Here is a 25,989-nt window from a genome sequence, read left to right on the forward strand (position 1 = left end):
TGCAATAAAGTGAATTGACGGAGTCGGGGGCTTAAAACATCATGCGAAGCGTTTTTTTCGACGCTCCGGATCTCCATGGACTCCATTCCCTCCGCACTGTCCGCTTGCGGCGATTCCGCCGGCACGCGCACGGACCGCCGCGCTCACGTTTCTCGCCGGTCACGCCCCCGCTGGTTCTCGTGCATCGGCGCGGGCGCGCTGATTGCCGTCGGGTACATGGATCCGGGAAACTGGGCGACCGCGCTCGACGGCGGGGCGAGATACGGCTATCGCATGCTGAGCGTCGTGCTGGCGGCAAGCCTGATGGGATTGCTATTGCAATGGATCGCATCGACGGTGGGCGTGGTCACGGGCCAGGACCTCGGCGAGTTGTGCCGGCGGCACTACAGCCGCCGCACGACACTGGCCTTATGGATCACGAGTGAGATCGCAATCGTCGCGTGCGACGTGGCGGAAGTCGTCGGCAGTGCCGTGGCCCTCCAGTTGCTGCTCGGTGTGAGCCTCGGTGTCGGCGTCCTGTTGTCCGCCGCCGGAACGTTCGCGATGCTCGCGCTTCAGCATCGCGGTCAACGCCCGCTGCAAGTCACGGTGACCATGCTGATGCTGTTCGTCGGCGTCTGTTTCGGGATCGAACTGGCGCTCGCCCAACCCGCGTGGCACAGCGTACTGGCGGGTCTGGTTCCGCGCGCCGACATGCTGCGCGACACGGGCATGATCTGGCTCGCCGTCGGCATACTCGGCGCGACAGTCATGCCGCATAACCTCTACCTGCATTCGGCGCTCGTCAAGACACAGGCGGCGCAAGGCGGCCGCGAGGCAATCGCGAAAGCCTTGCGGAGCGTGAACATCGATACCTTTGCATCGCTCACGCTTGCGTTCGTGGTCAATGCGGCTTTGTTGATCGTGGCGGCCGCTGTTTTTCATGCGCGAGGGCATGACGGTATCCCGGATCTCGCCGATGCGAGTCGTCTGATCGCACCGCTGCTCGGAAGCCATGCCGCAGGTGTTCTCTTCGCTGCCGCTCTGCTTGCCTGTGGACTCAACGCGACGGTGACGGGAACGCTCGCGGGGCAGGTGGTCATGGAAGGATTTCTACGTCTGAAAATCGCCGGACGGTATCGCGCGCTGCTGACTCGCAGCCTCGCGATCGGTCCTGCCTTGCTGGCGGTCACGGCATTCGGGCAGCATGGTTCGAGCCAGTTGCTTATTGCAAGTCAGGTCGTGCTCAGTCTGCAATTGCCCATGGCGGTCATTCCGCTGGTGAGGTTTGCGTCGAATGGCGATCTGATGGGGCGCTGGCGCCTGCGGGGGGCGCCGCTCGGGCTGGCGTGGCTTTGCGCGGGACTCGTCGTCGTGGTCAACGCAGCATTGCTCTGGCAGTTGGCCATGAACGGATGATGCGTGGGTTTCGGCGGAACGACCGCCATGTGCGCTTCGCTGCAGGCATGTTGACTAAAGCTCAATCGCGAAGGCCAAATTGTCGTTTGACGATGCATGACGCAGACCAAATACTTCCGTCATGCGATCAACCTGAAACAACGTCCATTCAAGAGCGTGCGTTGTCTCTTCAGAAAGTCGGCCGCAGGGTTCCCCGACCATCCTGGCAAGACGTTCATGTTGTTAAACCAGTCCGGATCGATAGTCGCCTGTTGCAACAGGCGGGGGCGCTTTCGACCGCGATATCGGCACGTCGGGGATCGACAGCACGCATGTCGGAACGAGTTCGAGTCGGACCAAAGTCAAATCAAAGATAAATCAGGAGCTGGAGACAAGATGAAAAAGTCGTTGTTGTTATTAGCGCTCGGCATGCCGTTCTCGATGCTGGCGCACGCTCAAAGCAGTGTCATGCTGAGCGGTGTGATCGACGTCGGTATCAATGCGGTGACCAATGCCGGTGGCGCGCACCAGTACGCCATGACCAGCGGCGTCAATAACGGCAGCCGGTTCGTCCTGAGCGGAGCAGAGGACCTGGGCGGCGGGCTGAAGACCATATTCCAGCTGGAGAACGGCTTCAATGTGAATAACGGCCAATTCGGCCAGGGCGGACTCCTGTTCGGCCGTCAGGCCTGGGTCGGGCTCGCCAGTCCCTATGGGAGGCTCACGCTGGGCCGTCAATACGATTCGGTTGTCGACTACGTGGGCATCTATGGCGTGGCGGATAACTGGGGAGGTTATATCTCGGCTCATCCCGGCGACCTCGATAACTTCAACGATACCTACCGCACCAATAACTCGGTCAAGTTCGCAAGCGAGGACTTCCGGGGTTTCACCTTTGGCGGCATGTACAGTCTCGGCGGCGTGGCCGGCCAGACGTCGCGCAATCAGATCTGGTCCGCTGGGGCCGGCTACAGGCACGGCCCGATAGCGCTGGGCGTCGGATACCTCGACGTCCATAATCCCAACCTGAGTTTCATGGGTAACAACTCGCAGACCGGACTGACCGCCGCGACCGCCAACGGAACAGTCACACCGGTCTATAGCGGATTTCTCTCGGCGCGCAGTTACCAGACCTTCGGCGCCGCCGCAGCCTACACGCTCGGCGATGCAACCGCCACCGTGACCTATTCGAATATCCGCTTCAGCGATCTGGGCGATGTGTCGTCAGGTCCCAATCCGGTCCATTACACGGGTACGGCGGCGTTCAACAACGCCGAAGTGAGCCTGCGTTATCGCCCGATACCGGACGTGCTTCTCGGCGTCGGCTACGACTATACCGATGGCGGCGGGGCGGGCGGCCGCAGCGGCGCCAAGTATAGTCAGGGTGAATTGAGCGCCCAGTACTTCCTGTCCAAGCGCACGACGGTCTACGTCATCGGCGTCTATCAGCATGCGTCGGGCACGGATTCGACAGGCAAGCCCGCGACGGCGGCGATCAATCTGCTGACGCCTTCGACGTCGAACACGCAGGCCGTGATTCGCGTCGGGCTGCGTCAGAAGTTCTGACGCGCCGAGCGTTCGAATCCGCTACAGAGAGATATCGATGAACACATTCCGTTCTTCGCCGACGGCTGCCGAAACAGGCTCGGCAAGCCATTCGAGCGACCTCGTCTATCGCAAGGTCATGCTGCGGCTGATGCCGGTGCTGATGCTGATGTATGTCGTGGCCCACATCGACCGGTCGAATGTCGGCTTCGCGAAGCTGGGCTTCATGCGGGATCTTGGTATCACCGACACGCTGTTCGGCGTCGGTGCGGGGATCTTCTATGCGGGCTACATGATCTTCGAGATTCCAAGCAATCTGATGCTGAGCCGGGTGGGCGCTCGCCGGACCTTCATCCGCATCATGACGCTCTGGGCCATCTGCTCCTGCGGCCTCGCCGCGATGAGCGGACCGAAGAGCTTTCTTTTCTGGCGATTCCTGCTGGGCGCGTCCGAGGCCGGGCTCTTTCCCGGCGTGCTGCTCTATATCACCTATTGGGTTCCCGAAGCACGGCGGGCACGTTTTACTGCGATGTTCGTCGCCGCCATTCCCATCTCGGGGATCATCGGCGGACCGATTTCGGGCATCCTCATGCGCTCGATGGAAAACGTGGGCGGCTTTCATGGATGGCAATGGCTGTTTTTTCTGGAAGGCATGCCCGCGCTGGTCCTGGTGGTAATCGTTCTGTGCGTGCTGTGCGACGGTCCATCGCAGGCCAGGTGGTTGACGCAAGCCGAGGCGGCGGTCATTGAACGCGATCTGGAGGCGGATCGCAACGCCAGGCGCGCCGACAACGCGAAGTCGTTCCTGGACGCGATGCGTTCGCCGCAGGTCTATTGCCTGACCGTGATGGCGGTAGCCTTGCTTGCCAGCACCTCCAACTTCTTCTTCTGGTTGCCTTCCATCATTCGCCGTACCGGAGTGACGGACGTGTGGACGATTGGCATGATGTCGTCCATGCCATTCGCCGCAGGGTTCGTCGGGCAATATCTGGTCGCCAGGCATTCCGATTTCCACAAGGAACGCCGTTGGCATGCTGTGACGGGCGCGGCCGTATCGGCGCTGGGCTGGTGTGCGTTGTCTTTCACGAATTCGAGCGCGGCACTTTCTCTGCTCGTGCTCACGATTACCGCGGTTGGCACCTTCTCCATGATGGCGCCTTTCTGGGCCATGCCGAGCGAATACCTCGGCGAAAAGGCTGCGGCGGGCGGTATCGCGGCGATCACCACCCTTGCCGGCATAGGAAGCGTGATCAGCCCCATGATCATCGGCTGGCTCAACGAGACCACGCGAACCCTGGCGGCAGGGCAATACTATCTGGCCGCGTTGCTGTTTGTCGGCTCGATTGCAATCGTCGCGATGCGGCCAGTCTCGCGCCGCGCGACATCGGGCACGCGATAGCGCCCGCTTCGGGTTCGATTCGACCCACATCCATTGCTCAACCCGATATCCGATCAGGAGTTGTGATGCCTCGCTTTGCCGCCAATCTGTCCATGATGTTCACCGAGGTTCCTTTTCTGGAGCGTTTCGAGGCCGCGGCGAAGGCGGGATTCCAGGCTGTCGAGTTCCAGTTCCCCTATGCGTTCGACGCCGGCGAGATCAGGCGGCGGCTCGCGGCGCAACGGCTCGAACCGGTCCTGCACAACCTTCCCGCCGGCGACTGGGCGGCAGGGGATCGGGGCGTCGCCTGCGACCCCGCGCGAGTCGATGAGTTCAAGGACGGCTTGAAGCTGGCCATCGACTATGCGCGGACCTTGGGCGTCAGGCAACTGAACTGTCTGGCGGGCGTGGTTCCGGCAGGGGTGGCGTCGGCAGATGCATGGCGATGCCTCTCCGACAATCTTGCCTTCGCGTCCCGTGAACTGGCGCAGCACGACATCCGACTCATGGTGGAAGCATGCAATCGCCACGATGTGCCGGGGTTCCTGATCGATACATCGGCTGCCGCGTTACGCGCCATCGACGATGCGGGAGGCGAGAATCTCTGGCTGCAATACGACGTCTATCACATGCAGCGCAGCGAAGGCGATCTGATCCCGACGATCTCGAGGTTGCTGCCGCGCATCGGACATATTCAGGTCGCGGACAATCCTGGGCGGCATCAACCCGGCACTGGAGAGATTCACTATCCATTCCTGTTCGCCATGCTGGATCGACTCGGTTACGAAGGCTGGGTGGCAGGCGAATACATTCCGCGCGGACGGACTGAGGACGGGCTTGCATGGTGCTTTGGTTCGGCAGCGTCGAGCGAGCCGGGTGCCCGGACGGGGTCAGCCGCAAGGGCGCTGTCTTGCACACACACGTCGGACTGACGGGCGCCATCCATGCCCCGCGGGCATGGATGATCAAGCTGCTCGAAGTGCGAGGCGGCTGTCGTCGAGCTGATCTGATCTTCAACTGGATAGCATGCGATCCGTTTTGCTCAGATTGCCTTCACAGTCGGCTGCGTGGCTGCGGGATCGGTCAGGCTCGCCTTGCCCGTTTCCAGGTGACCCGCAATGCGACGCGTCCACGTTCCGTTGCCCGCAACGGAGACCATCAGGTCGTACCACTGCGCGCTGCACGAAAGGTCGAAGTGAACTTCGACGCTCTTGCCCCCCGCGATCGTGACCGTCTGCGATGGCTGCCCATAGGCGTTGTCCGCGGCGGTCACGGTCATCGCCGTCGTACCGTTGTTGGCGAGCGCGAGATACAGATTGCCGTTTGCGACGTCGAAGCACGTCGTCACTTCCGGATGCAGGGCTGCGTCGGCGGAAGAAGAACCTGCAAAGCGTCGATAAAAGCCGTTTGGGCCATAGACGTTCACCGCATAGTTGCCGTTTGCATCGAGCGGCCAGTTGTCGGAAAGCTGCTTGCCCGCTTCCACCGTGTAATGGCGCGGCGTGCCGCTCGGGTCCGCCGTGTAGACCCAGAAGTGCGCGCCTTGCTTGCCAGTGTTCGCGAACGTCACGACGTAGCCGCCCGCTTGCAGCACACCGTTCGCGTGTAGTTCGTAGGGAATCGGGCGCGACCGGCGCGTGCCCGATTCCTGCGCGGCCACGGTCTGCGCGGCAGTGCCGCCCGGCGCCGTTTGCGCGGTCGGACGCGCGCATTGCATGTCGGCCTGCGAGATGTAGGCCGACGTGCTCGGCAGCGTCGGTACGGTCGCATCGGACGCGGTAAAGTCAAACGCCGTGGTCAGATCGCCGCACACGGCGCGGCGCCACGGCGAAATGTTCGGCTCCTTCACGCCGAAACGCTGTTCGATGAATTGCAGCACCGACGTGTGATCGAACACTTGCGAATTCACGTAGCCGCCCTTGGACCACGGCGACACGACGAACATCGGCACGCGCGGGCCGAGACCGTACGGCAGGTTGTCCGCGGTGTACGTGCCTTGCTGGGTCGCGGTGACGAGCGTGTGGCGTTCGAGCGTGATATCCACCGTGCTTGCGCCCGTATTCGGCAGAGTCGGCGCCTGCGGCGGCACGACGTGATCGAAGAAGCCGTCGTTCTCGTCGTACATGATGAACAGTACGGTTTTCGCCCACACGTCCGGGTTGGACGTGAGCGCGTCGAGAATCGTCGAGATGTAGTTCGCGCCGTAGAGCGGTGTGAACTTCGGGTGCTCGGAATAGGCGGCGGGCGGCAGCAGCCACGACACTTGCGGCAGATTGCCGGCTTGCACGTCGGTTTTCAGTTGCGCGAGCGTGCGCGTGCTCATGCCGCGAGTTTGCAACGACGAACCGGCAGGCGCGTTCACGAAGTTCTGAAAACACGCCAGCATGTTGGTGCCGTAGTTGCCCGTGTAATTGTCGAAGTCCGTGCCCTGTTGATAGACCTGCCACGACACTCCCGCCGTCTCCAGACGTTCCGGATACGTCGTCCACGTGAACGGGTTCAGCTTGATCGTATCGAACTGATTGTCGACGTAGTCGATATTGTCGAGCAGCGGGCCGCCGCCTGTGCCTTGCGGATCGACCATGCCGGTCATCAGATACATGCGGTTCGGGTGCGTGTTGCCGGGGATCGAGCAGAAGTACTGATCGCACACCGTGAACGCGTCGGCGAGCGCGTAGTGGAACGGGATATCGTCGCGGACGTGGTAGCCCATCGTCATGTTGGTCTTCTGCGTGGCCCACATGTCGGCCCGGCCGCCGTTCAAGGCACCGTGGGTCGTCGCCCACGTGTGCGGAAGTCCGCCGATACATTGCGCGTTGATCGACGGATTGGTCGTGTCATAGCGGAAAGGCGCGATCACATTCGTCTTGTCTTCCTGACGCGGCTGGAACCAGACCGGCTGGCCGTTCGGCAGTGTCGTAGGGAAGCGATCGTTATAGCCCCGCACGCCTGAGAGGTGGCCGAGGTAGTGATCGAAAGACCGGTTTTCCTGCATGAACACGACAACGTGCTGAACGTCCTGGATCGTGCCGGTGACTTTCGCCGGTTCGATTGCGAGAGCCCTGCGGATTGCGTCGGGGAACACCGCGCTGGCAGCGGTCGCGCCGGCAAGCCCGGCGGAGAACTTCAGGAAGTCGCGTCTGGATTGGATAGCCATGAGGACGGTGGGTAGGGTGGGTTCGGCAAGTGACGACGGCTCGCTGTGCGCGCAACGGCTCGCCCGTCAACGCAGCAGCAGTGCGCGATGCATCAGGATTTGGGTTGCGTGAAGCCGGGCGGGCAGTGCATGTCGGCGTTGCCGACGGTCGCGCCGCCGCACGCTGCCTTGGCGGCAGGGGTCGCGCTGGGATTGGGGTCGTCGTCGCCATGGCACGCGCCGAGCGCGGCGGTGGCGACAAGCGCGCCGATGGTGACCACGAGCCGAAGAGCCGGCATCTGCATGAGTGTCCTCCTCGATAGAGCGGGAATCAGCGGACGCGGGATCGCGTCCAGTGGCGAATGCCGTGAGGCACGATCGCCACCGGAACGATAGTTTCTAAATGTTACACAGCCACTGAACAAAACTGACGAAACCCTTTCGTCAGTCGGAGCGGGTTGATTGGTGCGCAGGCTTATCGGCTTTCGAGCGAGACATCTTCCGGGGAAGCATTGGTCTGCCCGAGACGTCGCGCAATGTGGCCGTCGTGGCGGGGAAGCGTTATCGTTATCGTTTCCAGGAAGGGCAAGCGCGAAACTGCAGAACCTGTTCGATCGATTGCGGTCGTAGGGAATGCCGGTGCAATTTTGCAGCCCCCTGACCACGCGAGATCACATGCAATCCGACGACGAACCAAAATACATTCCCGATCAAAACAGAACCGGGCTGCAAAGGGATGCACCGGGCCTGTTGGTCAAGGTTCTTGCGGCCATAGTCGGGTGCGCCGTGCTCGTCGCGGCGTTCTTCGTCTCGCTCTTTCTCCTGGTCATCCTGCTGGCAGTTGGCCTGCTGTTTGGCGCTTACATCTGGTGGAAAACGCGTGAGCTGCGCAGGTTGATTCGCGAGCGCGCGGGCAGTTCTACACCCGAGGGGGAAGTCATCGAGAATGTTGAATTCAAGGAGACAACAAGCGCCAGGCGCGAATGACGCCATTCGGTCGGGGGATGACTTTGTAGGCCGGGTTTTGAAGCCCGCGTGGAGGTGCCAACGCGTCATTACCCCTTTGCCAGTCGAAGGTCCGCAACGGGTCGTGAAGACTCGTTCGCCGGTCAAGATATCAACGTTTTACCGCGCTGCGTCGCGAATGACAGCAATGCAGCGAGCTGCAGCCGCGCAGCGGACGAACGTCGAACGTCGAGAATGGCCGAAGCACGCACATCGAGCATCGGCAGGGCTCGGCCAGTTTCAGCCGCTCGCCGCGGTCCGCGCAGCGTCGCTCGAGCGGCCGTCCATTCCACGCAAGAGACATTCACAAGGCCGAATATCAGGCGGCGCAAATATTCGTGACGCTATCGGCACGAGCAGAGGAAACCCGGACTGCCGACATGAGAAGTCAGCGAACAGTTTCGATCGTGAGATGCATGATTTCGTGGACCGGTGCCAGGCGTTCCCGAAGCGTCTCAGCCGTCACGCCACGTCGAGTTCGGACACTCACGATGGCCGCTCGTGCCTCGGGGCCGATCTGCCATACATGAAGGTCCGCCAATTCCGCGTCGTTGTGACACGCCAGAATATCCCGAACTTCTTGTGCAACATGTTGATCCGTTTTGTCGAGCAGCACGCCAGCCGTGTCACGCATGAGTGTCCACGCCCAACGAGCGATGACGACAGACCCCACGATGCCCATGACAGCGTCGAGCCACACCCAGCCGAGGTAGCGCCCGGCGAGTAGTGCGCCAATTGCCAGTATGGACGTGAGAGCGTCTGCGAGCACATGCACGTACGCCGACCGGAGATTATTGTCAGATGCGTGCGAATGACCGTGATGATGGTCATGATGCTGATGGTGACTGCCACCCGAGAGCATCAAAGCGCTGATGATGTTCACTGCGAGTCCAACTACGGCGATGATTGTGGCTTGCCCGAACTGAACGTCCGCGGGATGGATCAACCGGAGAGCCGACTCGACTCCGATTCCAAGCGACACGAGCGCAAGGATGAGCGCAGACGCAAATCCTGCCAGTTCACCAACTTTTCCGGTCCCAAAGCTGAAGTTGCGATTGCTGGAGTTTCGCTTCGCGTAGCGATACGCAAAGACTGCGATTCCGAGCGCTCCTGCATGAGTCGCCATGTGAAAGCCGTCGGCCAGCAACGCCATTGAGCCGGTCATGTAACCGGCAACAATCTCACCGATCATCATGATGAACGTTAATGCAACCACCGATCGCGTCCGGCGCGCATTCTCATCGTGCGAGTTTCCCAGGAACGAGTGAGCGTGCCCGAATTCCGTAGATTCTGATCCTGTCATTTCGTGTATCGCCGAATGGCCTCGAGTAGTGCATCGACTCCCTCTTGACGCTCTTTTGCCGTCAAGTCGGGATGGGCAACATGTTCGCGCGCGTGCGCTTCGATTATTTCGTCCAGCAGTCCGTTCATGGCGCCGCGCGTCGCGGCGACGAGATGCAGGACCTTCTCGCAATCTGCTTCTGATTCGAGCGAACGCTCGATTGCCTGCACTTGGCCCGCTATGCGCCGGACTCGTTTCAGTAAAACGTCTTTGTTTCCGATCAAATGCGACATACGCATACCCCCTATGGGTATACAGTCTAGCATGCGATTGGCCAGCGGGACGAATCGACGTTCCGGATTGCGCGAACCGACGGGAAACGGGCATAGCGGCCGCTCGCGTTCGTGAAGCACCGACTTCGAGCACCGCGCCGTCGAAGCGCGTCTGGACAAGTTGTGCATTCCTGGATTCCGTGCCGTTCAGCACCGCGGCGATGCACTGGCACAGCGACAAATCGCTTTCGGGAAAGCGCTGGCGGCTCAGGTCGGCATCGAGACAGCGCGTCTGGACGAACGCCGTGCCGGAGAAAACCACGCCCTTCAGGGAGGTCCTGCGCGCGGTGAAGCGCGTGAGATTCGCATCGCTTGCGTCCGTTTCCTCGAACGTACAATCAACAGCGTCGCAACGGAACAGCCGCGCTGCGTCGAAGCGCGCTCCCGACAATCGGAAGTGTCGAACAAGCTGCGTTCGAAATGCGCCCTTGATAGCGTCGCGCGCGTGAACATCATGCGAGGAAAGGTCGCTTCAGCGGCTGTTCTGTTCTAGACGATTGTCGAGCGCAAGGATTTGCGGGGAAACTTTAAGGCTGGCAGAGCCCGGTTTGACGACACGCTTATATATCCGATCTGCAATCAACCTGCTTGGTGGCGCGACGCCGCGTCACTCGCTGCGGCTTTCAAGAACGAACGCGCGGACTCTGCGTGAGCCAGCCGCGATCGCAAACCCCTGCGAATATTGATATCTGGAACGTGCGCCAGCGCGCTGATGTGGAAAACAGGTAAGCACACAATTCATAAAAATAAAGAGATAAAAGAACATGAGGCGAGATCACGGGGAGTGCCTGCAGCCTTCGCTGCGGGCCATAGACGGTTTTGATGCGCCGACGGAAAGCCGAAGCTTCGGCGCGCTGCCGGATATTGCCCCGGCATTTCGCCGAATAGTCGCAAGCCTTGCGATATTGTTTGTCGCAGCTTATGCCTGCCATTGTTTAGCCCGAGCACTCAGCCCTGGCCTCTTGAGCGCCGTGGACGCTTTCCTTGTGGTCGCCACGTTCTTGACGATTCTCGAGGCACTAAGGATTCCCGCATGGCGCTTTGTCGGGAGCTGGATCTGGCTGCTGGCCGCGCTTGTAATCCTCAGGACCTTGCTCCGCTACAAGGCCGCACCTCCTGCCTAGCGGCTTCCTCGCGGACGCCTTGATCCGAAAGGTCTCCCGATGCCGGCGAGACCTCTGGCAATCAAATGTAAAGAATAGCAATCAGACGACTCGCGGACCATGTCGTGAGAGTCACAACTCGTGAGACGGAGCTGAAATGGCGGGAGCAGGCGTTCCATTATGCGTGGACCTGGACGGGACACTGACACCAACGGACTTGCTGGTTGAGTCCTTCCTCGTGCTGATGAAGAAGAATCCGATGTACGTGTTTCTGTGCGTCGTCTGGCTGTTACGCGGCAAGGCTTACCTTAAATCCGAGATTGCAAGGCGCATCGCCATCGATGTGTCCGTGCTGCCCTACAACGCGACCTTCATCGAGTATCTTCAACAGCAACGTCAAAGCGGACGGGATCTCTACCTTTGCTCCGCGTCGAACCGACAGTTCGTCGATCAGATCGCCACCCACTTTGGCTTGTTCAAGGGCGTGCTCGCAAGCGGCGAAAAGCTCAACCTCAAGGGTTCAGAAAAGGCTCATGCGCTGACTGAAAAATTCGGCCCGCGCGGCTTCGACTACTGCGGCAACGAGAAAGCCGACTTGCCGGTCTGGAAAGAGGCACGTCAGGCGATCGTAGTCGGTAATCGGCATATCGCCGCAGCGGCTAATAAGGTAAACACCACGATTGTCTTTTTTGAACAGAGACGCTCGCTCCTTTGGCTTGTTCTGAAGGAGATGCGCGTTTATCAATGGGTGAAGAACCTGCTGATCTTCGTTCCACTGCTCGCGTCACATCGCTTCACGGACTCAAAAGCAGTCCTCGCTGAGGTGATCGCCTTTCTTTCCTTCAGTTTCTGCGCTTCGGCGGTCTATTTATTGAACGACATGCTCGACCTGGACGCAGATCGCCGACACGCGAAAAAGCGAAACCGGCCATTCGCATCGGGGCAATTGCCGCTCAAATGCGGCATGGTACTTACCGTGCTGTTGCTGGCCGTTGCTGCGGCGCTTGCATTGCTGCTTGATCAGGAATTCCAGCTTGTCATCGCAGGCTATTTCGCGGCCACGCTTCTGTACTCGCTCAAACTCAAGCGACTCCTGCTCGTCGATGTCTTCGCCCTGGCCGGCCTTTACACGATCCGCATTGTCGCTGGCGGTTCTGCAGGCAACATTCCGTTGTCGGACTGGCTCATCATGTTCTCCGTGCTGATGTTCCTCAGCCTCGCCATGATCAAACGCTACACCGAACTCGATGCGTTGCTCCGTAACGGAAAGGTCTTTGCTTCTGGCCGAGCCTACGTTACGCAGGACCTCGGCATCTTGCGTTCATTTGGAACTGCATCGGGCTATGTCGCGGTGCTCGTTCTCGCGCTCTATGTGAACTCATCCGATGTGCGGATTCTGTATCACCACCCACATGCGCTGTGGATCCTCTTCGGCCTGTTGCTGTACTGGATCAGTCGTGCGTGGATGCTCGCATTCCGCGGCGAGATGCATGACGACCCGATTGTCTACGCGGTCAAGAACCGTCTGAGTCTGCTCGTTTTTTTCCTGTGCGTCGCCACGGTCGTTGTGGCTGCCTAATTGCCGATCCAAATCACCATGCCATATATCACGCTCTTGCTCAGCGGCTCTTGCAGTGCGCTCGCCAGTATTCTTCTTCGAGTGGCCGGGAAACTGCCGGCGAATAGTGGCACGATGTTTTTCGACCTCATCACTCGGCCGATGCTGTACCGACTGGGCGCACTGGGTGCTTACGGAGCCGGATTCATTCTGTACGCTATCGCGTTGAAACGCCTGGAACTAAGCGTCGCCTATCCAATGATGGTCGCTGTCACGATACTTGAGATCATGCTGCTGGGCACGGCGTTGGGGGAGAGCGCTTCGCCACGCACACTCGCCGGCGCCGCGCTTCTCATCGTGAGTGTGTTGTTGCTTTACGCTCCGAGTTCCGCGACGGCATGACGCGTCGTTAGCCTATACCGGCAAGCCGTTTCACGTCTTTCCTTGAATAACAAACAGAAAACGAGGGCGTTCCAATGTTGCAGCAATCCAGATTTTCGCGTCTCAGCGGTTGGATTTTATTAGTTTTCATCTACTATATCGCCGCCGCGTCGTCGTTCGGCGGGTTCATGCTGAAGTGGCAATTCTCGGAAGGCACACGCTACACCCTCCCGATGATGCTCGACGGAACAGCGGACCGTCCCTTCGTCTATCGCCAGCTATTGCCCATGGTTGCCAATGAGGTCGGCGCGCTGATTCCGGAGCGAGTACAAGCGAGCTTCTTGAACAAGCTTGCAGAAGATCCGCCCGTGTCGAACCCGATCCATCGATACTTTCCGAATGCCAGCGATGCAGCGAATCCGCGTTACGCACTGCGCTACTTCGTCGTCTATGCGCTGTCTTTCGTTTCGATGTTCATGGCCATGTTCCTGGTCCGCGCGGTGTGTCTGGAAATGAAATTCGACAAGACGGCCGCGACGCTGACTCCGCTCGTGATTGCCTTGATCTTTCCGCTCATCCAGACGGAGGGCGGATACTTCTATGACATGCCGGAGCTGATGTTCATGGCACTGGGTACCTTGCTCGCCGCGAGGGGGAAGACGGTCATGCTCGCGATCGTCACGATCGTCGCCACGCTCAACAAGGAATCCTACCTCCTTTTTCTCCTGACGTTGATGCCGCTCATGATGACGCGCTTCTCGATCAAGCGCACGGCGCTCACTACGGGGGGATTGCTTGTCCTGGCGGCCTTGGTGAACATGGCAATCAAGCACAAGTACGCACTCAACGACGGCGGCGTCATCGAGTTTCAGTTGTCGTCACATCTTCAGTATTTGCTCAACCCGCGCAACTATCTGAGAACGGAGATCAACTACGGGATGTTGACGACCAAAGGATTCAATCTCCTGAATCTGCTGTTGTTCGCTCTGGTTTTCAAGTCGGGCTGGCAGGGTCTGCCGAGGCACGCTCGGCAGCAGGGGTTGATTGGTATCGTCCTGACCGTGCCACTCTTCATCGCTTTCTGCTACCGAGACGAGCTTCGCAACCTGAGCTTCATGTGGATGACATTCTCACTCGTGGTTTGCGCGACAATCTCAGTGGCCTTGTCCGCAGCACATGCGCACACCCGCAACGAGTCAAGAGTTGAATCAGGCCTGCAGGATCTGGAGTCAAGTTTATCGCATAAGCAGCCGGAGGTGGCCACGCGCTAAGGTGCCTGCACGCGGTGGTCCTCCTGTATTTTTCGAGAACTCGGCCGGCTCAATAAGCCTTTCAGCGGCGTTGTCAGGTGACAAGGCCGGTCGGATAGATTGCGCGATGAAGATATCGAAATCGCTCTATCACGGTCACCGCTTTCCGGCTGGGTGAGCCTGCGCGGCATCGAAGAGCTGCTGTTCGAGCGCGGCGTGATCGTGACATACGAGACCACCTGATGCCGGTATGACAAGTTTGGTAAGGGCTTTGCTCATCGCGTCAAAGCGGCGCGGCGAAAGCCGGGCAGTACATGGCATCTCGACGAAATGTTCGTCACGCTTCGTGGAGAATCGTCTGCTTTGGCGGGCGGTTGACGAGCACGGCGACGAACTCGACGTCCTACTGCAAAGCGGCGCGACAAAGCAGCGGCCAAACGCTTCTTCCGGCGTGTGCTGCGTTCCAATCCTGTTTCACGCAAGATCGTCACTTATCAGTTGCGCGGCTACCCGGCGGCCAAAGCCGAGATCCCGGGACTTGCGAACGTGAAGCATGTGTTCGTCAACGCTGCGGCCCGGCTGACAACCGGGCCGAGAACAACCATCAACCGACGCGCGAACGGGACCGTCGCCTGCGTGGATTTCGTAACTTGAAACGCACACAGGAATTCCTTTCGGGCTTTGGACCGATCCGACAACATTTCGGGCTCAAGCGGCATCTGTTGCGCGCTGCGCGCTATTGCAAGCAACTCGCTGCCCGGTTTGTTGCCTGGCGTGAATTCACCGGACTCGCCAAAAATCCGCTCCACTCCTTCTGAAGCACGCTCTTCCTGCCGCTTTTACGACCCAGTCTCGATAAGTTGACAATGCCAGCATGCGTCCTGCCGGATGATGCTGGAGGGGTCACAGCATGGACGTGTCCGGATGATGTCCGGATGGTTTCCGCTCGTTCGCTCATGCGCTAACAGGATTTCAGGCGTTGCCAGTCCAGTTGATATCTGGCCAGATACTTACGCAGGCGGTCTGCGTCGTTGATTTTGGCTTTTTCTTGCCGGGATACATCGAAGAGCTTCCGCCCTGCATCGGACAATGAATCCGCCTGGCGACACACGCTAAGGACGTTCTCCAATTGCATCCGGTCGAACAGGTCGAGGGCGTCAGCGGCATCGCCGAGCAGCGTTTCCACGGCGCCGGGCGTCTCGCCGCTCCACGCCAGCCGCAACCGTGCAGTCTCTTCCTCGACGCTTTGCTGATCGATACGGCCTGCTTCGGCCAGCGTCGCCATCCGCGTGACCGAGGCCGAAAGCTCCCGAAAATTTCCTGGCCACTTTGCCGCACCGGACGCGGCGAAGGCAAGGTAGGCACGGCGGGCTTCCGCATTGAACCGCACTTGTTCGCCCTGTTCACGTGCGAAGCGAACGAGTTCAAAATCGAGATTGGGTTCGATATCTTCGGTGCGTTCGGCGAGTCCCGGAAGGTCGTAGGTCCATAAATTGATTCGCGCGTATAGATCTTCCCGGAATTTTCCCTCGGACACCCACTGCTTGAGGTTGCGCACCGTGCCGGCGACTAACTGAAAATCGCTCGTTACTTCGCGATCGCTACCGAACGGGAAAAAGCGCTTCTCTTCGATCGCCTTCAGCAACATGGCTTGCTCGTCGAGTCCCAGTTCGCCGATTTCATCGAGAAACAGCAGGCCGCCGTCCGCGCTGCGCAATAAGCCGGCTCGCTCGCTTTGCGCGCCAGTAAAAGCGCCCTTGACGTGACCGAACAGGGCCGACATGGCGTGATCGCCGCGCAGGGTCGCACAGTTCACTTCCACGAAACGCCCGCTCAGCTGATGCCGCGCCCGCTTGAGTTCGTACAGGCGTCGCCCGAGAAACGACTTGCCCGCGCCGGTGGGGCCGCACAAAAGAATGGGCGCGCGTGAACGCACAGCGACGCGTTCGATCTGCTCGATCATCCGGTTGAACCCGGCGTTGCGCGTGGCGATTCCGGATTTGAGAAACGACAGCGTCTCGGATTGCTCGCGAGCGAAGCGGGTCGCGATCTTGTCGTAACGGGACAGGTCGAGATCGATGACCGCATAGCTCCCGACCACCTCGCCTAACTCTTTTCTCCGCGGCGGGGAAGTCTGCAGGAGTGTGGCCGGAAGGTAGCGCGCTTCAGCCAGCAGAAACCAGCAGATCTGGGCAACGTGCGTACCGGTGGTGATGTGGATCAGGTAATCCTCGGTCTCGGTATCGAACGTATAGCCGCGGGCGAAGTCATGCAGCGTGCTGTAGACCTCCTCGAAATCCCAGGGATCACGCAAGTTGGCCTCGACGCTGACCACCTCGGTTTCCGGAGAAATGCTGGCGATATCGGCCTTCAGGCGCTCGAAAAGGCGTTGACTACGTTGGTCGTGGAGCAACTCCAGCCGATCGATTACCAGGTCTTCCTGTTGGCACAGGCTGATTGTTGGCCGCCACTTGTCCCAACGATCCCGACCCTTGCCGACGTAGTCGAGCACAGTGCCGACAAATCCAAACACAACCTTTCTTTTCATGAGTTTATCTTTAAAGATAAATGGCTAGCTCAGTTTATCGCAAATTCAGTGCGTGCATATCCTATGATTCGGGAGGATACGCAAAAAACCTCTTTGAAAACAGGCGTCTATACCGACCGCATTGGCATCGGGCCGCACTGGCATATATCTCGCATAGTGACGGTGACGCGGCTCCATACGCCACCATTCAAAAACGAGAAAAACCCATGAAAACCCATGACACGCTCGCCGTGCCGAACGGCGCTCCCATCAAGATGTGGACTCAGGGCGTACCCGTCGAAGACAAGGCGCGCACCCAGTTGATGAATACCGCTTCGATGCCGTTCATCTTCAAACATATGGCCGTCATGCCGGATGTGCATCTGGGCAAGGGCTCGACCATCGGAAGCGTGATTCCGACGCTTGGCGCCATTATCCCGGCGGCCGTGGGTGTCGACATCGGCTGCGGCATGATGGCGGCGCGCAGTACCCTTAAAGCTGCCGATCTGCCCGACAACCTGTCCGGCCTGCGCTCGGCAATCGAAGTTGCCGTGCCTCATGGGCGCAATCCCGGTAAGCGCGACAAAGGCGCGTGGGACACGCCGCCCGAACTGGTCGATTCGATGTGGGGCGACCTGCACGCCGGGTTCAGGCGCATCGTGGAAAAGTATCCGCGTATCGAGAAGAGCAACAACCACAAGCATCTGGGGACGCTCGGTACGGGCAACCACTTCATCGAAGTGTGTCTCGACGAGGAAGACCGCGTCTGGTTCATGCTGCATTCGGGGTCACGCGGGGTAGGCAACGCGATCGGAAGCCTGTTCATCGAACTGGCGCAGTCCGATATGCGGCAGCACATCGCCAATCTTCCAGACCGGAATCTGGCGTATTTCGAGGAAGGCAGCCAGCACTTCGACGACTACGTCGAGGCTGTCGGCTGGGCGCAGGACTTCGCACGCCGCAATCGCGCGGTGATGATGCAAAACGTGCTTGCCGCCACGCGCAAGGTGATCGCGAAGCCGTTCGGTACCGATGTCGAAGCAGTGAATTGCCACCACAACTATGTGCAAAAGGAAACGCACTTCGGCCACGAAGTGCTCGTGACGCGCAAGGGCGCGGTATCGGCGCAGAAAGGGCAGTTGGGCATCATTCCCGGCTCGATGGGCGCGCGCAGTTTCATCGTGCGAGGACTCGGCAACGAAGAGGCGTTCTGTTCGTGCAGCCACGGCGCGGGCCGTGCAATGAGCCGCACCCAGGCGAAGCTTCGATTCACTGTCGATGACCAGATAGAAGCGACCCGGCACGTCGAATGTCGCAAGGACGAACACGTGATCGACGAAATTCCGATGGCCTACAAGGATATCGATGCGGTCATGGCGGCTCAATCGGAACTCGTCGAGATCGTGCATACGCTTCGGCAGGTCGTTTGCGTAAAAGGATAGAAACACCATGAATACCAGGCAGGAGACTGCCGGCATTTTGTCGGCGCATCCCGTATCACCCGAGGTCCGGACGCGCGTGCTTGCCGAACTCGACGACATCGAGAAACGGCACGATGTGCGCATCCTGTTTGCGTGCGAATCCGGTAGCCGTGGCTGGGGTTTTGCTTCGCCCGATAGTGACTACGACGTGCGTTTTCTTTATGTGCACAAGCTCGACTGGTATCTGCGCGTAGAGGCCGAGCGTGACGTGATCGAAGTGCCGATCGACAACGCACTCGATATCTCGGGCTGGGAGTTGCGCAAGTCGCTGCAGTTGTTGCGACGGTCGAACCCGACATTGTTCGAATGGCTCGACTCGCCCATCGTGTACCGTGAAAACGCGGCTGTGGCGCATCACCTACGCGCACTCGCACCGGGCTTTTTCTCCGAACGCAAGAGTCGCTGGCACTACCTCTCAATGGCGAAGCGAAACTTCCGCGGCTACCTTCAGGGCGAGACGGTGCGGCACAAGAAATACCTCTACGTGCTGCGTCCGCTGCTGGCCGCACAGTGGGTCGATGCAGGTCGCGGCATGCCGCCCATGCGATTCGCCGAACTGGCCGATGTGATGGTCGCGGATCCGGACCTGCGGGACGAAATCAACGCGCTGCTAGCGGTGAAGATGGCCGCGGGAGAAGCCGAACATGGTCTACGTTATCCGTTGATCCACGCGTTCATCGAGCGGGAGTTGTCGGTCGAACAGCCGCCCGGCGAGTTCAGGCAAGCGGCAGGTGACGATGTCACGCTCGACGATTTTTTGAAGGAAACGATCTTGAGTGCGAGAGGTGCCTAGCACGGCAACGGGTACGGTCGCGACAAGGATAAAAAAAGACATGAAAAACAGAGAGAACGACCTGCTTGAACTGGATGGCGCGCAGGGCGAGGGCGGCGGTCAAGTGCTGCGGACTGCCTTGACGCTGTCGATGATTACTGCCACGCCTTTCCGGATCGAACGCATTCGTGCGGGTCGAGGCAAGCCGGGGTTGCTGCGCCAGCATCTGGCTTCGGTGCGGGCGGCAGCGGAAATTTCAGGCGCGACGGTGGAGGGCGACGAGATCGGCTCGTCAACTCTTCGCTTCGCACCCGGGAGGATTCGTGGGGGCCACTACCGTTTTGCCATCGGCACGGCGGGAAGTTGCGCGCTCGTTCTGCAAACCGTGTTGCCCGCACTCTGGTTCGCCGATTCGCCCAGCCACGTCGCAGTCAGCGGCGGTACGCACAATAAAGCCGCCCCGCCTGCGGAGTTTTTGATTCGGACGTGGCAGCCGCTGCTGGCTGCAATGGGCGTGCGGCAAGTCATCGAGTTGAAGCGGCATGGTTTCTATCCTGCCGGTGGTGGCGAACTCGTCGCGAGCGTCATGCCGACTCGCGCATTGCAGCGTATGAGCTTGACGGATCGCGGCGTGCTCCAGGCGCTCAAGGCGGAAGCGTTGCTTGCGGGTCTTCCCGAGGGCATCGCTCATCGCGAGCTGGAGCGCGTGACTGCGCGAATGACTGGTATCGAAGTGAGCGCGCGCGACATTCCGGCGAACGAAGGTCCTGGAAACGTGCTGCTGATCGAAACCGCACACGCCAATGTCACGGAGATTTTTACGAGCTTCGGCGAGCGTGGCGTGACGTCTGAAGCGGTCGCTGATCGCGCCATCGATTGCGCCCGAAGTTATCTTCATGGCCCGGCTGCGGTTAGCGAGCATCTGGCTGATCAGTTGCTTTTGCCGATGGCGCTGGCTGGCGGCGGCGAATTCACGACTGCATCTCCTTCGTCGCATCTCCAGACGAATGCAGAAACGATTCGCAAATTTCTGCCCGTCGAAATTTCGATCGACGAGATGGCGGATTCGTGCGTCCGCGTGGGCATCGCCTGAATCCGGACACAAGTTGTCCCATTGCGGCGTAACAATGCATTTCAAGACGCGACGCGTGCGGGGGCGCAGGACAAAGCCGTTGCGTCTGTTGGACGGCGCACGTCTTTCGCATCAACCCCAACATCAGAACTAAAAGGTAAAGGTATGTTATCCAGGATTTCGCTGTCCATTCATCAGATTCGCGATTTTCTGTTGAACGTCGCGCCGGTGCGTCCCGTGTTCATCTGGGGCGCGCCGGGCATCGGCAAGAGTTCGCTGGTCGAGCAATTTTCGGCGAGCCTCGGACTCGAGTGCGTCTCGCTGCTCGGTTCGCAACTTGCGCCTGAAGACCTCATTGGCATTCCGAAGATCGACGGCGCCACGAGCCGCTTTTATCCGCCTTCGATGATCGTGCGCGAGCGTGATTTCGTTCTGTTCATCGACGAACTAAACGTGGCCAGCCGGGAAATCCAGAAGGCGTTCTATAGCCTCATTCTCGACAAGCGGATTGGAGAATATCGCTTGCCGGCCGGGTCCATCATCATCGGTGCCGGAAATCGTGCGCATGACGCCGCGCTTGCCCAGCAAATGCCCAGCGCGCTGATCAACCGGATGATTCATGTGCATCTGAAGGTCTCGCATCGTGAATGGCTGGAGTGGGGCGCAGCTGCCGGGATTCATCCCTGGGTGATGGACTACATCCGCGCGCGGCCTACGCAACTCGCCACTGACGTTCCGCCCGCAAAAGAGGAGCCTTTCTCCACACCACGAAGCTGGCATTACGTGAGCGACGCGTTGCATTCATTCGGCGATGACATCGCACCCGATCATCTCGACGCGCTGTTGTTCGGCTGCTTGACGAGCGATCACGCGGTCGGCTTCAAGGCGTTCCTCAAGCAGATTCGTCATCGCTTCAGCGTCTATAAGATTCTCAAGGGGGAAGCGGTCTGGCCGTCGGCACCTGAAGATCGGGACCTCGCCTATTTTCTGACGCAGAGTCTACGGGACGTGCTCATCAAGGCGCTCCCGCCGCTCGAGGCCGAAGCTGGCCGTGAAGCGAAGGAACTCGCGGTGTCGGCGAAGAGCGCGTTGAAAGCGCTGTCGCGCATTGACGGTGAACTCGCTCAACTCGTGCTGACCGAAAACGAAGCAGGCGCTCGCGTGCCGGATTGGTTCGTGCTCGATATCGCGCGAGACTTGCCGCGTCTGCTCGACCACAGGGCTGCTCATGAGCAAAAGTAGATCGGAAACGCGTCGCTTACCATCGCATGGTGCTGCGTTAAAGACATTGCGTGCCCACTATCTGCTGGGGAGGATATCGGAGGAGATCGGGTATCGATCCACCAGGCAGTATGGAGCAGGGAGCGTGCCGAGAGGCGCATATTGTCAGCTTCATGGCAATACCCTGATCGTCTTCGATGAGACGCTCAATCTTAGCGAGGCTCAATGGCTGGGCGTGTTTTCGCTCGCCACGCTCGTCATTGCGCTGGGTGGACCGCGGCGTCTGAAAGTGCCGTCGCCGGTGTCGGATATCGCGGCGCAACTCTCGGCGCTTCACTGGTGGCGTGGAATCAAAATCGGCGAGTTGCCGGAGCATATCGATCTGTCGCCCGAAGCGTTGCAATGGGGCCGTTTGCCGTTCGAAGCGATCGCGGCGCGGTTGCAGGCCGAACCCGTCAGCGAGTTGCTGAGCGCCGCGTGGACGTTGACTCGTTCGCCGCAGGTGCCGTTGATGCTGCCTGAGCGGCGGACAGGAATTCATCGATATTGGACAGGACAGAAGTTCGATCCCGAGCAAGCGTTCGCGCAGGCACTGGTCGACAACGCAAAGCGCGCCCTTCAGATTCAACACGATGTGGAACGAAGCGACGCCGGCCGAGCCTTCTCGAACAGCACGGCGGCGCGTGCCTGGCGCTGGCTCGTTTCACACTATCCGCTGCTCGGATCGTTGCTCATGCAATTCGAGTTGATCGAAGATGTCGAAACTTGTCGGCGGATGGATATTCCGATTGCGGCGATTCATCCGGGATGCGGAGAGATTTACATCAACCCGGTGCGCGGACTGAGCTTCGAGGAGGCCAAGTTCGTCATCGCGCATGAGGCGTTGCACGCCGGTCTTTGCCATGCCGGGCGGCGTCAGGGACGCGATCCGTTTCTATGGAACGTGGCGTGTGATTTCGTCATCAACAACTGGCTGGTGTCGATGAATCTGGGTGCGGCGCCCGCCGGCGGGCTCCTCTTCGACGAAGAAATACGGGGTTGGGCCGCTGAGGATATTTATCTGCGGCTGGCAAGCGATCTGCGCGCGCGTCGCAAGCTGTCAACGTTTCGCGGCAACGCTTGCGATCTCCTCGACAATGACCCGAAAAAGTTCTTCTCCGATCGCGAGGAGTTTTATCGGCGTGCTTTGCTGCAGGGGCTCGACTATCACCAGGCTTGCGGGCGCGGCGAATTGCCGGGCGGACTCGTCGAAGCCATCCGCGTCCTGACGCAACCGCCGATTCCCTGGCAAGCCCCGCTCGCCGAATGGATCCGCGAACGCTTTCCGTTGCCGTTGCATCAGCGCACTTACGCGCGTGCATCGCGCCGGCAATCTGCGACGCCCGATATTCCTCGGCCACGCCACGTCTTGCCCGAAGAGGAGCGGGTAACGCGTACCTTCGGCGTGGTGATCGATTCGAGCGGATCGATGGATCGCAGTGATCTTGGCAAGGCGCTGGGCGCCGTAGTGGGCTATGCACAGGCTCAGGCCGTGAGACAGGTGAGACTCGTTTATTGCGACGCAGCCGCCTACGACGAAGGCTATGTGCCGATCGAATCCCTTGCCGCGCGCGTCACGGTGCGCGGACGCGGCGGAACGGTGCTGCAACCTGCCGTAAATTTGCTGGAGTCGCGTCGGGACTTTCCGAAGACCTGCCCAATCCTGATCATCACGGACGGCGAGTTCGAGCCCGACCTGACGATCAGGCATGACCACGCGTTTCTTCTCGCGCCCGGCGGACGTTTGCCGATGAGCACCGCCAAGCCTGTCTTTCGGATGACCTGAGGCGTAGCGTGCGTTTACGTCGTGCAATTCAAGCGATGAATCGATAATCAAAACAAGAGTTGTACCTCATGTTCAGCCTGAAACACGATCAACTGGTTTTCCGTTTCCCCGACGTGCACGCAGATGCGACTTGCGCCATCAGTTTCGAGCGCACGCTCAGGCTGCCCGATGACAACCGCGCGTATCCGCATCCTCCTGGCCTCGGCCACTTTCCGCTTGCGCGAGTGGACGAATCTTTGCGACGGGCTGCCGGACCATTGGCGCGAGAATGGCGGCGTGTTTTTGCCGATGGCGCAAGCCGAAGCGATGTGGATCAGTTTCCATTCGACATACCCATTCGCCAGATTGTTCAGAGCGGCATGTATTCAATTGACAGCCAAATCGGTACATCCTGGTGCGCTTGTGCTTGATCTCATTCTCTGGACGTCTTTTCGACGTTGAAACCGAAGCGTGGCCGATCCAACAAGCCGCACCAGAAAGCAGCGGCAATGCGGTTGCGAAAGATAGCAAAAAGCCGCAATCTTGGCAGCTGGAGTTTGGGCAGGTTATCGAGAGGGCCACCCAAAGCACCCAATGCTTACTGGAGCGGCATGGCAAGTCCGTCAATCATCATCGCTGGCGCGGGACCCTGCGGAATCGGCGCCGCATTGACGCTCCGTCAGGCGTATTCCTCGACGCCATTCATCCTGATCGACGAGCGCGACCACGCTGGCGGCAACGCAGCCTCCGCCGTCACGCCCGAGGGTTTCCTGTTCGACTATGGCGGACACGTGCTGTTCGTTCACGAGAAGTACGCTGCGTTCAGTGCAACGCTCCGTTCTCTGGACATCGAGTGGCATGAGTCCGAACCGATTCGCGGTGTCCATATGTTCGGCAAGCTCATTCCGACGCCCATTCAGCGTCACGTGCACCGCTTTCCGCCGGCACACGCATGGCCGATCTTCTCCGATCTGCTGCTGCACCGTCTGGGCAAAGCGATGGGCATCGGCCGCCGAGCGGTGCCCGAGACTGCCGATAACTTCCATCATCATCTTCATCGTTCCTTCGGCCGGGAACTGACGCGCCGGATCATGGAGCCGCTTAACCGAAAGATGTGGACGCTCGATCCACGTGAGATGAGCAGCGAGTGGGTCCGTCAGCGCAGCGGCTCACCCTTGCACAATGTGCCGCAGGTGCGCCTTCGCCGCATGCTTAAACATGCGATCCTTCGCACGGACGACCCGGCCTGGAGTCGGAACGACCGAGTGCCATATCCCCGCGAGGGCGGCATGGGGACGATCTGGCAACGGGCATCCGAGCGGATCGGCGCGCAACGCATTCATCTTGGCCGCCGCATCGTGGCCATCGAGACCGGCAAGCGCCAGATTCACCTCTCGGACGGAACGCATCATCCGTACACTGCGCTCATCTCCTCCATTCCGCTCGACACTCTGGCCGAGTGCTGCATCGACCGGCCAGATATCCAGCGTCTGGGCAAGCGATTGCGCCGATCCTCCGCGATTCTTCTCGGCTTCGGTATGCGCGGGAGCATTCCGGAACGCTATCGTGGCGTGCATAGTTTTCAGTGTCCCGACGCGTCACATCCTTTCTGGCGCGTGACGATTCCCTCGAATTTCTCGCCCGGCAACGTGCCGTCCGGCGGCCCGTATTATTCGATCCTTTGCGAAATCAGCCGTGCACCCGACCAGCCTGCGATGATCGACGACAAGCTGCGCTGTGATGTGCTGCAAGGGCTCCGTGCCATCGGGCTGATGGACGATCAGGCCGTCGTATCCACCTTCGAAAAAGCGCTCGATCACGGCTACCCTTTGCCTTTTCAAGGTCGCGATGCTGCGCTGGCGGACATTCACGAGCAACTGGAACCACTCGGCATCTTCTGCCGGGGACGCTTCGGCGGCTGGCGCTACGAAGTGTCGAATATGGACCATGCCTACATGCAGGGACTGGAAGTCGTACACCGCATCATGTCCGGTGCGCCCGAGACTACGTATTGCGCACCGGAGCAGGTCAATTAAGCCGGCCGCGCCCGAGCGCCGCGGGTCGTATCGCGTCAAGCGCTTGCTCGATATTGCCGGCGCGGCGCTGCTGCTGCTCGTGCTCGGTCCCCTTCTCCTGCTCGCCATGGGCGCGATCCTGCTCAGCTCCGGCCGCCCGGTCCTGCATCTGGCCAATCGCTGGGGCAGGGAAGAGCGGCAGTTCGTCTGCTACAAGCTGCGGACGATGCACCGCGACGGCGACGCGGTTCTGAAAGCTCATGGACTGGCGACACGGGGGCCGAATGGCGAGACGCTCACCTACGATCCGGATCCGCGCATCGGCCGCTTGGGCGGGCTGCTGCGCCGGCTGAGCATTGACGAACTTCCTCAGCTCATCAACGTGCTGCGCGGCGATATGAGTCTGATCGGGCCGCGCGCGCTGGTGATCTCGATGCTGGCCGACCTGCCCGATATCCGTCAGGCGCGCTCGGTTGTCCGGCCCGGACTGACCGGCCTGTGGCAAGTGCGCGCGCGGCGGAAGAACGTCAGTGTGTTCGACATGATCGATGACGATCTGGAGTACATCCGGACATTCAACCTGTTGCTGGATGTCCGGATCGCCGTGCTGACAGTCGTCCGGATCGTCGGGCCCTGAGGAGCTAGAGGAAGAACCGGGCGATATTGAACGCTTCCGCGGCGTGCACGCCGATATCGTCGCCTCGGGTTTGCATGCGCCGCGCTAGCGCGTCGGGTGTTCGGCCACCGGCC

22 protein-coding genes and 1 pseudogene are annotated in these 25,989 nt (G+C 60.0%); 18 read left to right on the forward strand and 5 right to left on the reverse strand.

The genetic code is table 11. The features are described 5' to 3' along the window. Nucleotides 1-75 precede the first annotated feature (75 nt). The 4 genes from QCE88_RS19210 to hyi all read left to right on the forward strand — a co-directional run bounded on the left by QCE88_RS19210 (nt 76) and on the right by hyi (nt 5,232). A complete protein-coding gene (locus tag QCE88_RS19210) occupies nt 76-1,398 on the forward strand; it encodes an Nramp family divalent metal transporter (protein ID WP_309905024.1) in 1,323 nt (440 codons plus the stop codon). Between the two features lie 375 nt (nt 1,399-1,773). Then, nucleotides 1,774-2,943, forward strand: coding sequence for a porin (locus tag QCE88_RS19215; protein WP_309905026.1), 1,170 nt, complete (start codon nt 1,774-1,776; stop codon nt 2,941-2,943). A 118-nt stretch (nt 2,944-3,061) separates the two neighbouring features. After that, entirely contained in the window at nt 3,062-4,321 is a 1,260-nt protein-coding gene (locus QCE88_RS19220; protein ID WP_309905028.1) for an MFS transporter, read from the forward strand. A 65-nt stretch (nt 4,322-4,386) separates the two neighbouring features. Continuing rightward, nucleotides 4,387-5,232 carry a hydroxypyruvate isomerase gene (gene hyi / locus QCE88_RS19225; RefSeq protein WP_309905030.1) on the forward strand — a complete coding sequence of 282 codons (846 nt, stop codon included), beginning with the start codon at nt 4,387-4,389 and terminating at the stop codon, nt 5,230-5,232. 110 nt (nt 5,233-5,342) lie between these two features. On the opposite strand, the gene QCE88_RS19230 is transcribed toward hyi, so the two are convergent. Beyond that, nucleotides 5,343-7,457 (reverse strand): phosphocholine-specific phospholipase C, encoded by a 2,115-nt coding sequence (locus tag QCE88_RS19230; protein ID WP_309905032.1) that lies wholly within the window; start codon nt 7,455-7,457, stop codon nt 5,343-5,345. Nucleotides 7,458-7,549: 92 nt separating this feature from the next. Next, nucleotides 7,550-7,741, reverse strand: coding sequence for a hypothetical protein (locus QCE88_RS19235; RefSeq protein ID WP_309905034.1), 192 nt, complete (start codon nt 7,739-7,741; stop codon nt 7,550-7,552). Between the two features lie 370 nt (nt 7,742-8,111). On the opposite strand from QCE88_RS19235, the gene QCE88_RS19240 reads away from it, so the two are divergent. Then, nucleotides 8,112-8,423 (forward strand): hypothetical protein, encoded by a 312-nt coding sequence (locus tag QCE88_RS19240; RefSeq protein WP_309905036.1) that lies wholly within the window; start codon nt 8,112-8,114, stop codon nt 8,421-8,423. Nucleotides 8,424-8,829: 406 nt separating this feature from the next. Here QCE88_RS19240 and dmeF read toward each other — a convergent pair whose 3' ends face one another. Together dmeF and QCE88_RS19250 are read right to left on the reverse strand one after the other, a co-directional pair. Then, nucleotides 8,830-9,744 carry a CDF family Co(II)/Ni(II) efflux transporter DmeF gene (gene dmeF, locus QCE88_RS19245; RefSeq protein WP_309905038.1) on the reverse strand — a complete coding sequence of 305 codons (915 nt, stop codon included), beginning with the start codon at nt 9,742-9,744 and terminating at the stop codon, nt 8,830-8,832. After that, nucleotides 9,741-10,016: a metal/formaldehyde-sensitive transcriptional repressor gene (locus QCE88_RS19250; RefSeq protein WP_309905040.1), complete on the reverse strand. Its 276-nt coding sequence runs from the start codon at nt 10,014-10,016 to the stop codon at nt 9,741-9,743. Before QCE88_RS19250 ends, dmeF begins: the two co-directional genes overlap by 4 nt. 803 nt (nt 10,017-10,819) lie before the next feature. Here QCE88_RS19250 and QCE88_RS19255 point away from each other — a divergent pair. The 5 genes and pseudogenes from QCE88_RS19255 (at nt 10,820) to QCE88_RS19275 (ending at nt 15,165) form a co-directional block, all read left to right on the forward strand. Beyond that, nucleotides 10,820-11,179: a hypothetical protein gene (locus QCE88_RS19255; protein WP_309905042.1), complete on the forward strand. Its 360-nt coding sequence runs from the start codon at nt 10,820-10,822 to the stop codon at nt 11,177-11,179. Nucleotides 11,180-11,315: 136 nt separating this feature from the next. Beyond that, nucleotides 11,316-12,737 (forward strand): UbiA family prenyltransferase, encoded by a 1,422-nt coding sequence (locus tag QCE88_RS19260; protein ID WP_309905044.1) that lies wholly within the window; start codon nt 11,316-11,318, stop codon nt 12,735-12,737. An 18-nt stretch (nt 12,738-12,755) separates the two neighbouring features. Beyond that, entirely contained in the window at nt 12,756-13,118 is a 363-nt protein-coding gene (locus QCE88_RS19265) for a ligand-binding protein SH3 (RefSeq protein WP_309905045.1), read from the forward strand. Nucleotides 13,119-13,192: 74 nt separating this feature from the next. Continuing rightward, entirely contained in the window at nt 13,193-14,368 is a 1,176-nt protein-coding gene (locus QCE88_RS19270) for a hypothetical protein (RefSeq protein ID WP_309905047.1), read from the forward strand. A gap of 106 nt (nt 14,369-14,474) precedes the next feature. Next, nucleotides 14,475-15,165: pseudogene (locus QCE88_RS19275) on the forward strand (IS6 family transposase). 143 nt (nt 15,166-15,308) lie between these two features. Here QCE88_RS19275 and rtcR read toward each other — a convergent pair. Beyond that, nucleotides 15,309-16,895: an RNA repair transcriptional activator RtcR gene (rtcR, locus tag QCE88_RS19280; RefSeq protein WP_309905049.1), complete on the reverse strand. Its 1,587-nt coding sequence runs from the start codon at nt 16,893-16,895 to the stop codon at nt 15,309-15,311. Between the two features lie 206 nt (nt 16,896-17,101). Between rtcR and QCE88_RS19285 the strand changes: the two genes are divergently transcribed. The 8 genes from QCE88_RS19285 to QCE88_RS19320 all read left to right on the forward strand — a co-directional run bounded on the left by QCE88_RS19285 (nt 17,102) and on the right by QCE88_RS19320 (nt 25,876). Next, nucleotides 17,102-18,316: an RtcB family protein gene (locus tag QCE88_RS19285; RefSeq protein WP_309905051.1), complete on the forward strand. Its 1,215-nt coding sequence runs from the start codon at nt 17,102-17,104 to the stop codon at nt 18,314-18,316. A 7-nt stretch (nt 18,317-18,323) separates the two neighbouring features. After that, the gene (locus QCE88_RS19290; protein ID WP_309905053.1) at nt 18,324-19,148 is read left to right on the forward strand and encodes a nucleotidyltransferase domain-containing protein; all 825 of its coding nucleotides are present in this window, start codon (nt 18,324-18,326) and stop codon (nt 19,146-19,148) included. 40 nt (nt 19,149-19,188) lie between these two features. Next, nucleotides 19,189-20,220, forward strand: coding sequence for an RNA 3'-terminal phosphate cyclase (gene rtcA / locus QCE88_RS19295; protein ID WP_309906516.1), 1,032 nt, complete (start codon nt 19,189-19,191; stop codon nt 20,218-20,220). Between the two features lie 144 nt (nt 20,221-20,364). Next, nucleotides 20,365-21,441 carry a MoxR family ATPase gene (locus QCE88_RS19300; RefSeq protein ID WP_309905055.1) on the forward strand — a complete coding sequence of 359 codons (1,077 nt, stop codon included), beginning with the start codon at nt 20,365-20,367 and terminating at the stop codon, nt 21,439-21,441. Nucleotides 21,442-21,883: 442 nt separating this feature from the next. Then, nucleotides 21,884-23,245 carry a DUF2201 family putative metallopeptidase gene (locus tag QCE88_RS19305; protein ID WP_309905057.1) on the forward strand — a complete coding sequence of 454 codons (1,362 nt, stop codon included), beginning with the start codon at nt 21,884-21,886 and terminating at the stop codon, nt 23,243-23,245. Between the two features lie 68 nt (nt 23,246-23,313). Continuing rightward, nucleotides 23,314-23,655 (forward strand): hypothetical protein, encoded by a 342-nt coding sequence (locus QCE88_RS19310; protein ID WP_309905059.1) that lies wholly within the window; start codon nt 23,314-23,316, stop codon nt 23,653-23,655. Between the two features lie 180 nt (nt 23,656-23,835). Then, nucleotides 23,836-25,260 (forward strand): FAD-dependent oxidoreductase, encoded by a 1,425-nt coding sequence (locus QCE88_RS19315; RefSeq protein WP_309905060.1) that lies wholly within the window; start codon nt 23,836-23,838, stop codon nt 25,258-25,260. Between the two features lie 43 nt (nt 25,261-25,303). Continuing rightward, complete coding sequence (locus QCE88_RS19320; RefSeq protein WP_309905062.1) at nt 25,304-25,876, forward strand: sugar transferase; 573 nt, start codon at nt 25,304-25,306, stop codon at nt 25,874-25,876. Nucleotides 25,877-25,989: the final 113 nt, after the last annotated feature.

This window comes from Caballeronia sp. LZ035, assembly GCF_031451175.1.
Classification (GTDB): Bacteria; Pseudomonadota; Gammaproteobacteria; order Burkholderiales; family Burkholderiaceae; genus Caballeronia.